We start from the raw sequence: 14,864 nt of genomic DNA, 5'->3' as shown, positions 1-14,864 counted from the left end.
CTGATTATAATCCACCAGCATTTCCTTGCCCGCATCGCAAATCCGTGCATACCGTCCTTGGATGACAAAGCAACTTGGATACCACCAGATCCGCGCGATCTTTGATCGTTTTCATGAAGCGGAGGCCGAACCGAAAGGTGAACTTGACCACGTCAACGCCTTTACGCTTGTGGTTGCTGTTGCGCTATCGGCGCAGGCCACGGATGTGGGAGTAAACAAGGCGACGCGCGAGCTGTTCAAAATCGTGGATACGCCCGAGAAAATGCTTGCGTTGGGTGAGGAGGGCTTGATCGAACACATCAAGACCATCGGGCTTTATCGGCAAAAGGCGAAAAATGTCATCAAGCTCAGTCGCATTCTGGCCGAAGAGTATGACGGTGTGGTTCCGAACTCACGCGCGGCCCTTCAATCACTGCCTGGGGTCGGGCGCAAGACAGCGAATGTGGTTCTGAATATGTGGTGGGGTGTGCCAGCCCAGGCGGTCGATACACATATCTTTCGGGTCGGCAATCGCACGGGGATCGCTGTGGGAAAAGACGTGAATGTTGTCGAGCGCGCGATTGAAGACAACATTCCTGCCGATTATCAACAACACGCGCATCATTGGCTGATTCTTCATGGTCGCTATACCTGCAAGGCGCGCAAACCTATGTGTGGAAACTGTATCATCCGGGATCTCTGCCCGTTCGAGGAAAAGAACTTATGACGAAAAAGTACCAAGTTGTCGGCATCGGAAACGCGGTTGTCGACGTGTTGACCACGGCAGATGACAGCTTTCTGGAACACATGGGCATTGAGAAAGGCATCATGCAACTGATCGAGCGCGACCGCGCCGAAGTCCTGTATGCCGCAATGAAAGAGCGAAAACAGGCGGCGGGTGGATCAGTTGCGAACACCATTGCTGGAATTGGTAATCTTGGGCTTTCGACCGGATTTGTGGGACGGGTCCATGACGATGCGCTGGGTCATTTTTATGCCGAGGCGATGGAGATGGACGGTACGCGTTTCGTGAATCCCCCTGTTCCAGGTGGCGAACTTCCGACATCACGCTCGATGATCTTCGTGTCGCCGGACGGCGAGCGGTCGATGAACACTTATCTGGGTATCTCGGCTGAGCTGGGGCCAGAGGATGTGGATGACGCGGTCGCCGCCGACGCCGAGATCGTATTCCTTGAAGGTTATCTTTTCGACAAGGACAAAGGGAAGCAGGCGTTTATCGCAATGTCACGGGCTTGCCGAGCCGCTGGCGGTAAGGCAGGGATCGCGATTTCTGACCCGTTCTGCGTGGAACGACATCGCGACGATTTCCTAGCGTTGATCGAGAATGAATTGGACTATGTCATTGGGAACGAGGAAGAAATCAAGTCGCTGTTCCAAACGGACGATCTTGAACACGGCATCGCCAAAACTGCTGCGATCTGTCCAATGGTGGTCTGCACCCGCTCCGGTGATGGCGTCAGTATCATCACAGCAGAAGAACGGGTCGACGTTCCGGTAGAGCGTATCATTCCCGTCGATGCAACAGGTGCAGGGGACGGGTTCGCTGCTGGGTTCCTGTATGGAATGGCGACAGGCGCTGACCTTCGCACCTGTGGCGAAATGGGCTGCACTGTTGCGGGTGAAGTAATCCGCCATATCGGCCCGCGTGCGGATCGCGATCTGAATGCGCTTCTACGTGACAAGGGGTTGGTCTGACCAAGAGGATATTCCGGGCGCAACGTTTGCGCCCGGTCCCTAATCTCCGAGCTTGGCGTGGACTTCATCCAGATCAATCTCGCCGATTGGCATCTTGTTGCCCGGGTTTTCGAAATCGTATTTGAACAGATCGAAATCGCGACTGAAAATCTCATAGACCAGGTGCATAGACAAATCGTCGAAGTAATCCTCAACGGGGTGGGCGCGCTTCGGGCCGTGGCCCTCGCTTTCGTTGAATCTCGGGATATCTGACAGAACGATGTCGTGGGGTGCCTCAATGTGGTCCAGCACTTGCTGCATCCCGTCGTTGAACCTTTCGGTCCACATGATCTGGTCGTATGTCCCGCCATTGGCAATGAACGTCGACACATGGCCGGACATCGCCGACCAGTGAATGTCTGGGTCCATCGGTTTGCGCCAACGGATCGTGTCGCGTGCAAACAGAAGAAAGCGCCGAAAGCTCTTGATCTGGTCGAACTCAAATCCATTTTCGGGGGCACCAACCTCGATCCCATATTTCTGGATCAACAGCGGAACCAGGTTGCCACGATAGCGGCGGCCGTTGCGCTGGATGCCACAAATCTTGTCAAAAAAGCTGGACAATATCCGGGTATAGGGGTTCCTCACACAGGTGAATGCGTAGCTTTTGTGCCCGGTCGCATTTGCTTCGATCAGCGGCTGCGAACCTTCTTGTGCCCATTTGTGCAGGCCTTGGGTGCTGTCATGGATGTCGCCGTCGAAAAACTCGCCATGGTCGGAATAATACATGATCTGACCGATCGTCGAGCAGGCGCATTTCGGAACAACCCGATACACGACGCTTTCACTTTCAGTCATCCAGGTGCCGGGAAAACCCATTTACTCAATATCTCCTGGGTCCAAAAACGGACCGATAATTCAATTCATCACAGTACAGTGCAGAAAAAAGCAAAGAAACACTGTTTATTCAATGGTCTTTCACGGTAACTATGGCAATAGTCGACGTGTTTATATGGGCTTTGTGACTTCATCATGGCCAAAATCGCCTTCATTCTTCTGTGTCACAAGGACCCAGACGCCATCATAAAGCAGGCGACACGGCTGACCGCGGTGGGCGATTATATGTCGATTCACTTCGATGCAAGCGCCCGGCCCGAGCACTATCACAAGATACGCGAGGCGCTCGCTGATAATTCCAACGTTACCTTTGCGCGCAAGCGCGTGCGGTGCGGCTGGGGGGAGTGGTCTTTGGTTCAGGCCACCCTGAACGCGGTAGAGGCTGCGTTGGATGCGTTCCCACGTGCTACCCATTTCTACATGGTGTCAGGCGATTGTATGGCGATCAAATCCGCTGAATACACGCATGATTTTCTGGACGCTGCTGATGTCGACTATATCGAGAGCTTTGATTATTTTGAAAGCGATTGGATTAAGACAGGTATGAAGGAAGAGCGGCTGATCTATCGCCACCTCTTCAATGAGCGCACTCAAAAACGCCGCTTCTATGCCAGTTTTCACGCGCAGCAGAAGCTTGGACTAACCCGCCAGATACCCCCAGACATACAGGTCATGATTGGAAGTCAGTGGTGGTGCTTGCGCCGTCGCACAGTCGAGTGGATCATGGATTTTGTGCGTAAACGAAAAGACGTCATGCGCTTTTTCCGCACGACATGGATTCCGGATGAAACGTTTTTCCAGACCTTGGTTCGTCACCTCGTACCAGGGGACGAAATACGTTCGCGCACGCCCACATTTTTGATGTTCACCGATTACGGAATGCCGGTGACATTTTATGACGACCACTATGACCTTCTGCTTAGCCAGGACTTTCTGTTTGCGCGAAAAATTAGTGCGGAGGCGCGTGAGCTGAAACGCCGTTTGGGTGATCTATATGCTGCTCAAGGAGTGTACTTTCAGATTTCGAACGAGGGTCGCAGCCTGTTTAAGTTCCTGACGGGCCGTGGACGCATTGGGCAACGGTTTGCCCCTCGATTCTGGGAAGCGGAAAGCAGCCTTGGGCGCGAACGCGAGCTTTTGATCATCGTGGCCAAGAAATGGCACGTTGGAAAACGCCTTGTACACAAGATCGGCCAAACTACTGATATTCCGGCGGTCGAGTATCTGTTCGACGAAGAAAGTTGCCCCATGCCTAATCTGGGCGGTATTCAGACCCGTCTGTACAAACGGACCCGCCACCGGCGTGCGTTGATGCGGATGTTGTTTGACTACTACGACAAAGACCGGCTTGTGGTTTGTATGGACCCCGACAACCTTGACCTGTTGCAGGACTTCTTCGCCGACCGCTCGACCACGCGGGTGTTGGAGATCGAAAGCGAGTTCTCGGATGACTACTTGTTAGGACATGCCAAACGCGTCGGGCTTGCAGGTGAAAATACTTCGCAAGAATCGATCGATCGATTGCTTCCAACCATCCGATCTGATGTGGCTTATGAGAGCGATCAGATACGGGACGCCGGGTTTGCCGAATACTACCGGATCCGCGAAACAGCGAGCGTTGAGGAAAATACCGTTCCTTTGTCCCGTTTTCTTTCAATTTCCGAAGAAAAAGCCAAAGATATCGCCGAAACACCGCATTTATTTGCCGATTAAGACGCAGCCCACCGACAGGAGGCCCGGAATGCCCTATACCTATGATGACCAAAATATCTTCGCGAAAATCTTGCGCGGAGAAATTCCCAACGACACCGTCTACGAGGACGATTACGCGCTGGCGTTTCGCGATATCCAGCCACAAGCCCCCGTGCATGTTCTGGTCATCCCAAAGGGTCCGTATGTCACCTATGACCACTTTGCGAACGCGGCAACGGACGCCGAGATCGTGGGCTACATGCGTGCCATCGGTAAAGTCTGCACCATGATGGGGGTCGAACCGGGCGAGGCAGGGCAGGGGTTCCGCGCGATCTCAAACGCTGGCACTCACGGCGTGCAAGAGGTCTTTCACCTGCACACCCATATTCTGGGTGGGCGTCCGCTGGGTCGGATGCTGCAACGTGCCGATTGACATCTGTTCTGCCTTGCGAAGCGACGTGTCGCTGGTATCATGGCGCAAATTGAATGAATAAGGTGGCCAACATGACCCACACTCCGCCCGAAACCAAGATTGTTGATGGTTATAAAGTCGCCTGTGACGGCGGCGAAGGTGCCCTTGGCCATCCGCGCGTTTATCTGCAAATTCCAAACGAACATGGTTGGGTCGAATGCCCCTATTGCGACTGCAAATTTGTCCAGAAGGATCATGCGGATAAACTGAGTGACGGACAGGCGGCCTGATCGGCCAGTCCAGGGCATTTACGTGGGCATCTACGGGGCGCTTACTTTGGTGCTTGATTGTCAGGGTCGCGGGCAGACGCTTCGCGGCCTTCGTTGACTGCGCCCACAACAATGGACGCAAATGATAGGGAGAGACCCGATGAGCTTCGGTAAAGGTTGTCATCTGCATTTGGTCGATGGATCGGCCTTTATCTTTCGCGCCTATCACGCATTGCCTCCGCTGACACGAAAGTCCGATGGGTTGCCTATCGGAGCGGTCGCTGGCTTTTGCAACATGCTCTTCAAGTTCATTGGCGACAACAAGGGGGCCGATGCGCCCACCCATGTGGCGGTGATTTTTGACTATTCAGGCAAGAGCTTTCGCAACGATATCTATCCGCTCTACAAGGCCAACCGCCCCCCAGCGCCCGAGGATTTGGTTCCTCAGTTTCCGCTGACCCGCGACGCGACACGTGCTTTCAACATCGCCTGTATTGAACAGGAAGGGTTCGAGGCTGACGACATCATCGCAACCCTTGCAAAGCGCGCCGATCAAGCCGGTGGGCGGGTGACTATCCTGTCTTCAGATAAGGACCTGATGCAGCTTGTGGGCGGTGGGGTCGAGATGCTGGATCCGATGAAAAACAAACGGATCGGCGTTGAAGGTGTCGAAGAGAAGTTTGGCGTTGGACCTGATCGCGTGGTGGATGTGCAGGCACTGGCCGGCGATAGCGTTGACAACGTTCCGGGTGCACCGGGCATCGGCATCAAGACAGCAGCTCTGTTGATCAATGAATACGGCGATCTGGATACGCTTCTGGAGCGCGCTGAGGAAATCAAGCAGCCCAAGCGCCGCCAGACCCTTATCGATAATGTGGATCAGATTCGGACGAGCCGCGAACTGGTGAAGCTTGACGACGCTATGGATATGGACGTCAATTTCGATGACCTTGAACTGCGAGATCCGGTGGCCGACACGCTTCTACCATTCCTTGCGGATATGGAGTTTCGCACGCTGACCAATCGGGTTGCCAGTATGCTTGGCGTGGACAGTCCCGAGATCAAGATCCCTGAAGCCGACACGACCGCCGCCGCGCCTGAGATGCCCGAGATCAACCCAGACGCCTATGAATGGGTAAAGGACGCCGAGGCGCTCGCTGTCTGGATCGATCGCATCAAGGGCCGGGGCTATGTGGCATTCGACACCGAAACCACGGGGCTGGATGAAATGCGAGCCGATCTTGTGGGCATATCTCTGGCCGTCGAGCCGGGCGAGGCCTGCTACATCCCGATCACCCACAAAACCAGCCAGACCGATGATCTGTTCGGAGGCGACGACCTTGCCGAGGGACAGATGTCGCTGGATGACGTGATCGCGATGCTCAAACCTGTTTTGGAGGATCCAGCGATCCTCAAAATCGGCCAAAACATGAAGTATGATGTCAAAATCCTTGCCCGCTATGGCGTGGATATGGCGCCGATAGACGACACTATGCTGATGTCATACGCGCAAAATGCGGGGCTTCATAATCACGGTATGGACGCTCTGTCTGATCGCTATTTGAGCCACACGCCAATCTCGATCAAATCCCTGCTTGGTACCGGCAAATCCGCGATCACATTTGATCGTGTACCGCTTGAAGACGCGGTGAAATACGCAGCCGAAGACGCCGATATCACCTTGCGTTTGTGGCACTATCTAAAGCCACGCTTACACACACAGCATGTGACAAGGGTCTACGAAAGGATGGAACGACCTCTGGTCCCAGTGTTGGCGCAGATGGAACGGACAGGGATCAAGGTTGACCGTGAAGTCCTGTCGCGCATGTCAAACGCCTTTGCGCAAAAGATGGCTGGGTACGAAGCTGAGCTTTATGAGATGGCCGGGCGCGAATTCAATGTACAAAGTCCAGCACAAGTGGGTGAGATCTTGTTTGACCAAATGGAGCTTGAAGGCGGCAAACGCACTAAGTCTGGCCAATGGTCAACACCTGCTGATGTTCTAGCAGACCTTGCCACTGAACATGATTTTGCGGCCCGCGTTCTGGACTACCGCCAACTTCAGAAGCTGAAATCGACCTATACCGATGCGCTGCAAGATCACATCCATCCCGAAACGGGGCGCGTCCACACCTCCTACTCGATTGCAGGCGCCAACACCGGGCGCTTGGCCTCGACCGATCCGAACCTGCAAAACATACCAGTGCGCAGCGAAGAAGGCCGCCGTATTCGCGAGGCATTCATCGCCCCCGAAGGCACCAAGCTGATCAGCTTGGATTACAGCCAGATTGAACTGCGTATTCTGGCGCATGTGGCCGATATTGAAGCGCTAAAACAAGCGTTCCGCGATGGCCAGGACATCCACGCCATGACCGCGTCCGAGATGTTCGACGTGCCCATGGATGAGATGACGCCAGACATTCGCCGCCAAGCCAAAGCTATCAATTTCGGCGTTATCTATGGTATCTCTGGCTTCGGTCTGGCCCGCAACTTGCGTATTCCGCGCAGTGATGCACAGGGATTTATCGACCGCTACTTCGAACGGTTCCCCGGCATCCGAAAATACATGGACGACACGGTCGCCTTCGCAAAAGAGCACAAACGTGTCGAGACCCTGTTCGGTCGCCGTATTCACACGCCCGAGATCGGCGCAAAGGGTCCGCACGCGGGCTTTGCCAAACGCGCGGCCATCAACGCACCCATTCAAGGGACAGCCGCCGATATCATCCGCCGCGCGATGATCCGCATGCCCGAAGCGATCAAGCACCTGCCTGCTAAAATGCTCTTGCAGGTGCATGATGAGTTGATTTTCGAAGTGGATGAAAACGCGATTGAAGAGGTTACACAGGCGGTGCGCAATGTGATGGAAAATGCGGCCGCCCCGGCCGTTAAACTTGACCTGCCGCTTGTCGTAGATGCAGGGACCGGAATGAATTGGGCGGAAGCGCACTAGCACTTTTTCTTGTTCTAGATATTCTGGGGTGAATGCCGAAGGCAGAGGGGCAAAGCCCCTTAGCTGACGGGATCGATGCCACATTCAGCCAATTGCGCATAGAGCGCAGGAAGGCTCTTGTCTGGCTCCGCACGAAACCGTTCACCAGTGGCAAACCCTTCGATCCGGTTTATGCGGAACATGCGAAAATCCTCGCGCAATTCGCACCAGGTCGATACGCACCACCCGTCCCTCCATAACCAAAGGCCAAGGGGGCGCACCGTCCTGACACTCTGCCGTCCTTCTTCGTCTGCGTAGGTCATCGTCAGTCGCAATCGGGCATCAATTGCGGCCTCGATTTGATCGATGAACTGTCGGTCCCGTTGGGATGGCATCAAGCTGGTGCCCGCATGGATTTCAACGCGGCCCACTTGCGCTTCAAGTTGGTCGGGTAACACAGCCTTGATCTTTTCAACGGCCTCTGTGGCAGCGCGCGCCATAGACGCGCCGCCCATGCGTTGGATCAGGCGCGTGCCGGCAATCACCGCCATGACTTCGTCGCGGGTGAACATAAGCGGTGGAATGTCATAGCCCGCGCGCATGATGTAGCCGACCCCGGCCTCCCCATCGATGGGCACACCAGATCCGATTAAATCCGCGATGTCGCGATAGATTGTACGCTCGCTGACTTCCAGCGTCTCGGCCAGATCACGAGCTCTGGTCAGCCGACCGCCTCTAAGATGTTGAACGATCTGAAAAAGGCGGTCGGCGCGTCGCATGTCTTATCCTTTGGGCTCGAACAGACCTAACGTATTGCCATCTGGATCAGTTGCAAAGACGAAGCGGCCCGGGGGAATTTCGACAGGCTCTGTGATCACTTTTCCGCCCGCGTTTTCCCAGCGTTTGGCCGCATCTTCAAGCTTGATATCAATCGCAATATGAACGCGGGGACCGCGCCCGTCTTCGGCAACATCGCCTTCATAAAGGTTGCCGCCGACCGTATCCATCCGGCCACCAAGAAGCGCCATAGGCTCCGGTCCAGATGTGGTGTCGACCTCCATCGACCAATCAAATGCAGCGTTGTAGAACGCGGTGGCTTTGCGAATGTCTGAAACTGGTATTTCGGCCCAGACGACAATGGGTTGCGTGGTCATGATGGTCTCCTATTAAAGTTGATGGCACCTGTGTCGCACACCCCTCCTGACAGCATCATGTCAGGAGCATTTAACAATGCGCATAAACCCGCACTGTCGCCGCCGCCAGAAGTCGCTCGCTTGACCGAAAACTCAGGTGCTGTAGGGTTTTACTTAGTTCGTCAGGGGGACCAAACATGTACCGATCCATCGCACCGTTCGCGATCATGGTGTCAATTGCCCTGTCCGGATGCCAATCAACCGGAAACTCCGAGACGTCGCGCGGAAGTGCCACGTTTTGTGACCGACTGATCCGTTGGACACCGATTGAAGGCGAGGATGGCGCAGAGCGTGCAGTCACCCAGGCCGAAGTCTGTGCGAAACCCGCGGGCGACGGCGTATGGATTAAAGTTTCTCAGGTCCATTCAAAGCGTCGGGGCAGAGCCTACTGGCTACTGCTACCTGCGAATGATGCTCACTTGGCGGTCACGACAGCTGGTCAAAAACCCAGCTTGTCGGGTTGGGTGCTGCAAGCTCGGCCGTTTTCATGGGCTCATGAAATTGTCGCGGTCCGAACAGGTTCTGCGGCCAGTGAGAAGCCTAGCGGAGGAGGCACGCTGGTTGGGACAGCCTGTCCGCGCAAGGCCGTCGGAAAGTCGCCAGAGCAACGCTACTGTATTGCGACACGTTAGCCAGCACCGCGTGGGCTTAGAAGACGTGACATGACGTTCTCCGACGTGATTTTGCCAACAGGTTGACCGCCGTCGATCACAAGCAGTTCAGTATGACCCTGAAGGGCTTTCATGACGATCGCCACACGGTCTTCAACATCAACGGTTTCGTTTGCGGTCGAGGGGCCTTCGGACATCACATCGCGTGCGGTTAGAACGCCCAGAGGGTTTATATGAGCCACAAAATCGGCCACGTAATCGTCTGCTGGGGATGTGAAAATATCGCGCGGGGTGCCGCATTGAACGATACGCCCCCCTTCCATGATCGCAATCCGATCACCCAGTTTGAACGCCTCGTCCAGATCGTGGCTCACGAAGATAATTGTCCGCTTCAGTTCGCTCTGGAGTTCGATCAACTCGTCTTGCAAGCGTGCACGGATCAGCGGGTCGAGGGCCGAGAAAGGCTCGTCCATCAAAAGGATCGGCGCTTTGGTGGCAAAGGCGCGGGCAAGGCCAACGCGTTGCTGCATGCCGCCGGACAATTCACCCACCTTACGCTCCGCCCATTCGCTTAGATTGACAAGCTCAAGTTGCTCGTCCACGCGGGCTTTGTGTTCGGCCTTATTCATGCCTGCCAGCTCAAGCCCCAATCCCACATTCTCGCGCACTGTGCGCCATGGTAAGAGGCCAAATTGCTGGAACACCATTGCAACGTGGTTCTGGCGAATGCGGCGAAGGGTGGCGGCGTCGGCGTTGGTAACATCGACCAACCCGTTCCCATCATTCACCCGCACACAGCCACGCACCACTGGGTTTAGCGCATTCACGCCGCGCAGGAGTGTGGATTTACCGGACCCGGACAGACCCATCAGCACTAGAATTTCGCCTTCAGCGACAGAAAGCGAGCAATTGTGGACGCCCAAGACCTGCTCGGTCTCATCCTTGACGGTGGACCGGTCTTTACCAGCGTCCATCGCGGGCAGGGCGGATTTCGGTTTGTCTCCAAACACGATCGAGACATTGTCAAATTCAACGGCGGTCATAATCAGCTCTCCACACGTAGCATTCGGTCAAGGGCGATGGCGACGGCCACGATGACAAGCCCGCTTTCGAACCCGAGCGAAGCATTCACCGTGTTCAGCGCGCGCACCACCGGAACACCAAGACCATCTGCGCCAACAAGTGCCGCGATGACAACCATTGACAGCGATAGCATGATGGTCTGGTTAAGGCCCGTCATGATCTGCGGGAAAGCCGAAGGCAGTTCGATCTTCCACAGGGTCTGCATTCTGGTCGCGCCGAAGGCCTCGCCTGCCTCGGTCAAAGCCTTGGGTACTTGGCTAACCCCTAGCTGTGTTAATCGGATTGGGGCGGGGATCACGAAGATGAAGGTCGCCACAAGGCCGGGCACCATACCGATGCCAAACAATACGATCATCGGGATCAGGTAGACGAATGTAGGGATCGTTTGCATCATATCCAGTATGGGCAAAATCGCTTTGAAAAATCTGGGTTTATGGGCCGCATAGATGCCAATTGGAACACCAACGCCCATACAGAAGATCACCGAGAAACAGATCAAGGTCAGGCTTTCGGTCGTTTCCTCCCAATATCCTTGGTTCAGCACATAAAGAAAGCACAGGACTACGACGGTGACCCGTCCCCAGCTGCGTTGAATATACCAAGTCAACGCTGCAAGAAGGGCGACAATCAACAGGGCTGGCGGTGCCTGAAGCAGCCAAAGAAACCCATCAATACCATCGCTTAGAACGTCATCAATGAAGTCAAAGAATGGACCGAACGCGTCGGTCAACCAGTCGAATCCATCAGAGATGGTCTTGCCGACCGGAATTTTCGTGTCAGTGAGCCACGTCATGGAAATCCTCGGGTATTGCAGGCAACAGAAAACGCGCGAAGCTGGTGCTCCGCGCGTTTTGATAGGTCGGGCAGTTTACATGCCCAGCGAGGATTTGACGGCTGCCACAGCGTCACCACCGTCTTTGGTTGTTACGCCGTCGAGCCATGCCATATAGGCGTCCGGGTTGGCGGCAAGCCAAGCCTTGGCAGCGTCGGTCGGGTCTTGGCCATCATTCAAGATTGCGCCCATGATCTCGTTCTCCATCGCAAGCGAGAAGGCGAGGTTTTGCAGAAGTTTACCGGTGTTAGGGCACTCGGTGACATAGCCTGCGCGGGTGTTCGTATCGACCACTGCACCACCAAGGTTCGGGCCGAAGAAGTCGTCGCCCCCGGTCAGATAGGACATTTCGAAATTGGCGTTCATCGGGTGGGGTTCCCAACCAAGGAACACGATCGGCTCGCCTTTCTTGTTAGCGCGGGCGACCTGCGCCAGCATGCCTTGTTCCGAGCTTTCCGCCACTTCGAAACCCTCAAGTCCGAAAGACTTTCCGTCGATCATCGATTGGATCAGGCGGTTGCCGTCATTGCCCGGCTCGATGCCGTAAATCTTGCCTTCCAGCGCGTCTTTATGGGTGGCGATGTCAGCGAAATCTTTGATGCCCAGATCAGCGGCGGCTTTGTTCACGGCAAGCGTGTACTTCGCGCCTTCCAGATTGGTGCGCACAGTGTCCACAGTGCCCGCTTCGCGATAGGGGGCAATGTCGGCCTCCATCGTGGGCATCCAGTTGCCAAGGAAGACGTCAATATCGCCTTCTGCCATCGAGGTGTAAGTCACCGGCACAGACAGGACTTTGATGTCAGTCTCATAGCCCAGTGCGTCCAACACGACCGTTGTGGCGGCTGTTGTTGCAGTGATGTCTGTCCAGCCCACATCCGAGAAGGTGATCTTGTCGCAATGACCATCCGCGAAGGACGTTGTGGCGACGGCTGACAAAGCAAGTGCAGAAAGGGTTGTTCTAAGATTCATGTGTTCGCTCCCTGTTGTTTGGCGCGGTTCAACTTAGCGACAGCCCGGGATGCCCCGGACGGTTCGCCCAAACCCTAACGCAGCCTGCGCAGGGTTGGAACCGGCTTTGATTATGCTATGACGCTGCTTTTTATTGATTGACGAGTCAATTAAAAAAACGCAACGGTGTAGAAATCTCGACCAAGGAGGTGAGCGTTTTGCCAAAACTAGGAATGGAACCGATCCGAAAAGGGGCGTTGGTTCAAGCAACGATCCACGAGATTGGGCGTGCCGGCAGCCTTGACGTCACAGTTACGCAGATCGCCAAACGTGCGGGTGTTTCCAGCGCGCTTGCGCATCACTATTTCGGCGGGAAAGATCAGATATTTCTAGCGGCGATGCGCCACATTCTAACGGTTTACAGCGCTCAGGTGCGTGCCGCAGTCCTGCGCGCGAAATCGCCACGCGAGCGGATTGAAGCCATTATCCACGCCAACTTCGAAGCGGGTAACTTCCGACCTGAAGTCGTAAGCGCCTGGTTGAATTTTTATGTTTTGTCTCAAAGCAATGAAGGTGCCAGTCGGCTATTACGGGTTTATCAACACCGGTTGCACTCTAATCTCGTATTCGACCTTCGCCCGCTTATTGGGAACGAGTCGCATGACGTGGCAGATTCCATCGCGTCGATGATTGACGGGTTCTACATTCGCCACGCTCTGCGTGAAGAGACACCGTCGGGTAAGCACGCATGTGAACGAGTTCTGGAATGCCTTGATATGTTTCTGGAGAAATACTCATGACCAAACCCAATATCCTAATCATCATGGTGGACCAACTGAATGGAACTTTGTTTCCGGACGGGCCCGCGGATTGGTTGCATGCGCCCAATTTGAAAAAACTGGCGGAACGGTCTGTGCGATTCGCCAATAGCTATACGGCCAGCCCGCTTTGCGCGCCGGGTCGTGCCAGTTTTATGTCCGGCCTGCTTCCACGCCGCACGAAGGTTTACGATAATGCGGCCGAGTTCGCCTCGGACATCCCGACATATGCCCACCATCTGCGCCGCGCGGGCTATCAGACCGCGCTGTCGGGCAAGATGCACTTTGTTGGCCCCGATCAGATGCACGGGTTCGAAGAACGTCTGACCACCGATATTTACCCCGCCGATTTCGGCTGGACGCCTGATTATCGCAAACCGGGCGAACGGATCGAATGGTGGTATCACAACATGGGGTCCGTGACCGGTGCTGGCGTGGCAGAGATTTCAAATCAGATGGAGTATGACGACGAGGTTGCCTACAATGCCTGCGCCAAACTTTATGATCTGGCACGGGGCCATGATGAGCGCCCTTGGTGTTTGACGGCCAGTTTCACACATCCACATGACCCTTATGTCGCGCGCCGCAAATACTGGGATCTCTACGAGGATTGCGAGCATCTGTTGCCTGACGTGCCGGCGATGGAATACGATGACCACGACCCCCACGCGCAGCGGATATTCGACGCCAATGACTGGCGTAATTTCGACATCACCGAAGAGGATATCCGCAAGTCTCGTCGCGCATACTTCGCCAATATTTCCTATCTGGACGATAAGGTAGGCGAGATGCTGGATGTCATGGAACGCACCCGGCAAGAGGCGATCATCATGTTCGTCTCGGATCATGGCGACATGCTGGGCGAGCGCGGCTTGTGGTTCAAGATGAACTTCTACGAAGGGTCGGCGCGTGTGCCTTTGATGATCTCCGCTCCGGGGTTCGAGCCTGGGTTGATCGAAGCACCCGTGTCCACGTTGGATGTGACCCCAACACTGGCTGATCTGGCCGGGATTTCGCTGGATGAGGTGAAGCCGTGGGTTGATGGCGAAAGTCTGGTTCCCTTGGCCAGAGGACGGGAACGGACAAGCCCGGTCGCCATTGAATACGCCGCAGAGGCCTCCTATGCGCCACTTGTTTCTTTACGATATGGCAAGTGGAAGTATAATCGGTGTGCGCTGGATCCCGATCAGCTGTTTGATCTTGAAGCGGACCCGCACGAGTCGACCAACCTCGCAGAAGATCCTGCACATCAAGGGACGCTCACCAGCCTGCGCGCGAAATCGGAAGCCCGCTGGGATCTTGCCGCCTACGACGCCGAGGTACGCGAAAGCCAGGCGCGCCGGTGGGTCGTGTATGAGGCATTGCGCAACGGGGCATATTTCCCGTGGGATTATCAGCCGCTGCAAAAGGCGTCTGAGCGCTACATGCGCAACCACATGAATTTGGACAATCTTGAAGAAGGACAGCGCTTCCCGCGTGGGGAGTAGCGCCAAGGAAATCGGA

General features: G+C 55.3%; 15 protein-coding genes. 9 read left to right on the top strand and 6 right to left on the bottom strand.

Annotated elements, in window-relative coordinates:
• Window positions 1-61 precede the first annotated feature (61 nt).
• Window positions 62-706: an endonuclease III gene (nth, locus tag V6N04_RS02740; protein WP_371168579.1), complete on the top strand. Its 645-nt coding sequence runs from the start codon at window positions 62-64 to the stop codon at window positions 704-706.
• On the top strand, window positions 703-1,695 hold the full coding sequence (locus V6N04_RS02735; RefSeq protein WP_371168578.1) for an adenosine kinase: 993 nt from the start codon (window positions 703-705) through the stop codon (window positions 1,693-1,695). The genes nth and V6N04_RS02735 overlap by 4 nt, the downstream gene beginning before the upstream one ends.
• Window positions 1,696-1,734: 39 nt before the next feature.
• Here the strand turns inward: V6N04_RS02735 and V6N04_RS02730 are convergent, their stop codons facing one another.
• Window positions 1,735-2,553 carry a sulfotransferase family protein gene (locus V6N04_RS02730; RefSeq protein ID WP_371168577.1) on the bottom strand — a complete coding sequence of 273 codons (819 nt, stop codon included), beginning with the start codon at window positions 2,551-2,553 and terminating at the stop codon, window positions 1,735-1,737.
• A gap of 153 nt (window positions 2,554-2,706) precedes the next feature.
• Between V6N04_RS02730 and V6N04_RS02725 the strand changes: the two genes are divergently transcribed.
• From V6N04_RS02725 to polA, 4 genes are all read left to right on the top strand, one after another.
• Window positions 2,707-4,284: a DUF5928 domain-containing protein gene (locus tag V6N04_RS02725; RefSeq protein WP_371168576.1), complete on the top strand. Its 1,578-nt coding sequence runs from the start codon at window positions 2,707-2,709 to the stop codon at window positions 4,282-4,284.
• Window positions 4,285-4,312: 28 nt separating this feature from the next.
• A complete protein-coding gene (locus tag V6N04_RS02720) occupies window positions 4,313-4,696 on the top strand; it encodes a histidine triad nucleotide-binding protein (RefSeq protein ID WP_371168575.1) in 384 nt (127 codons plus the stop codon).
• Between the two features lie 71 nt (window positions 4,697-4,767).
• Window positions 4,768-4,965 (top strand): zinc-finger domain-containing protein, encoded by a 198-nt coding sequence (locus V6N04_RS02715; protein ID WP_371168574.1) that lies wholly within the window; start codon window positions 4,768-4,770, stop codon window positions 4,963-4,965.
• A gap of 139 nt (window positions 4,966-5,104) precedes the next feature.
• Window positions 5,105-7,897 carry a DNA polymerase I gene (gene polA / locus V6N04_RS02710; RefSeq protein ID WP_371168573.1) on the top strand — a complete coding sequence of 931 codons (2,793 nt, stop codon included), beginning with the start codon at window positions 5,105-5,107 and terminating at the stop codon, window positions 7,895-7,897.
• 59 nt (window positions 7,898-7,956) lie between these two features.
• Here the strand turns inward: polA and V6N04_RS02705 are convergent, their stop codons facing one another.
• Both V6N04_RS02705 and V6N04_RS02700 read right to left on the bottom strand, forming a co-directional pair.
• Window positions 7,957-8,655, bottom strand: coding sequence for a helix-turn-helix transcriptional regulator (locus V6N04_RS02705; protein ID WP_371168572.1), 699 nt, complete (start codon window positions 8,653-8,655; stop codon window positions 7,957-7,959).
• A 3-nt stretch (window positions 8,656-8,658) separates the two neighbouring features.
• Window positions 8,659-9,030 carry a VOC family protein gene (locus V6N04_RS02700; protein WP_371168571.1) on the bottom strand — a complete coding sequence of 124 codons (372 nt, stop codon included), beginning with the start codon at window positions 9,028-9,030 and terminating at the stop codon, window positions 8,659-8,661.
• Between the two features lie 176 nt (window positions 9,031-9,206).
• Between V6N04_RS02700 and V6N04_RS02695 the strand changes: the two genes are divergently transcribed.
• Window positions 9,207-9,701, top strand: coding sequence for a hypothetical protein (locus tag V6N04_RS02695; protein ID WP_371168570.1), 495 nt, complete (start codon window positions 9,207-9,209; stop codon window positions 9,699-9,701).
• Here V6N04_RS02695 and choV read toward each other — a convergent pair.
• The 3 genes from choV to V6N04_RS02680 form a co-directional block, all read right to left on the bottom strand.
• Window positions 9,698-10,723 carry a choline ABC transporter ATP-binding protein gene (gene choV, locus V6N04_RS02690; RefSeq protein ID WP_371168569.1) on the bottom strand — a complete coding sequence of 342 codons (1,026 nt, stop codon included), beginning with the start codon at window positions 10,721-10,723 and terminating at the stop codon, window positions 9,698-9,700. The two genes, V6N04_RS02695 and choV, sit on opposite strands and share 4 nt — an antisense overlap.
• Before the next feature lie 2 nt (window positions 10,724-10,725).
• Entirely contained in the window at window positions 10,726-11,556 is an 831-nt protein-coding gene (choW, locus tag V6N04_RS02685) for a choline ABC transporter permease subunit (RefSeq protein ID WP_371168568.1), read from the bottom strand.
• A 75-nt stretch (window positions 11,557-11,631) separates the two neighbouring features.
• Entirely contained in the window at window positions 11,632-12,564 is a 933-nt protein-coding gene (locus V6N04_RS02680) for a choline ABC transporter substrate-binding protein (protein ID WP_371168567.1), read from the bottom strand.
• A gap of 197 nt (window positions 12,565-12,761) precedes the next feature.
• Between V6N04_RS02680 and betI the strand changes: the two genes are divergently transcribed.
• Together betI and betC are read left to right on the top strand one after the other, a co-directional pair.
• Window positions 12,762-13,343 carry a choline-binding transcriptional repressor BetI gene (betI, locus tag V6N04_RS02675; RefSeq protein ID WP_371168566.1) on the top strand — a complete coding sequence of 194 codons (582 nt, stop codon included), beginning with the start codon at window positions 12,762-12,764 and terminating at the stop codon, window positions 13,341-13,343.
• Window positions 13,340-14,848 carry a choline-sulfatase gene (betC, locus tag V6N04_RS02670; protein ID WP_371168565.1) on the top strand — a complete coding sequence of 503 codons (1,509 nt, stop codon included), beginning with the start codon at window positions 13,340-13,342 and terminating at the stop codon, window positions 14,846-14,848. The genes betI and betC overlap by 4 nt, the downstream gene beginning before the upstream one ends.
• Window positions 14,849-14,864: the final 16 nt, after the last annotated feature.

Source organism: Aliiroseovarius conchicola (assembly GCF_041403445.1).
Classification (GTDB): domain Bacteria; phylum Pseudomonadota; class Alphaproteobacteria; order Rhodobacterales; family Rhodobacteraceae; genus Aliiroseovarius; species Aliiroseovarius conchicola.
Note: the sequence above shows the minus strand (reverse complement) of the source record. Positions and strands in the feature narration are given on the sequence as shown.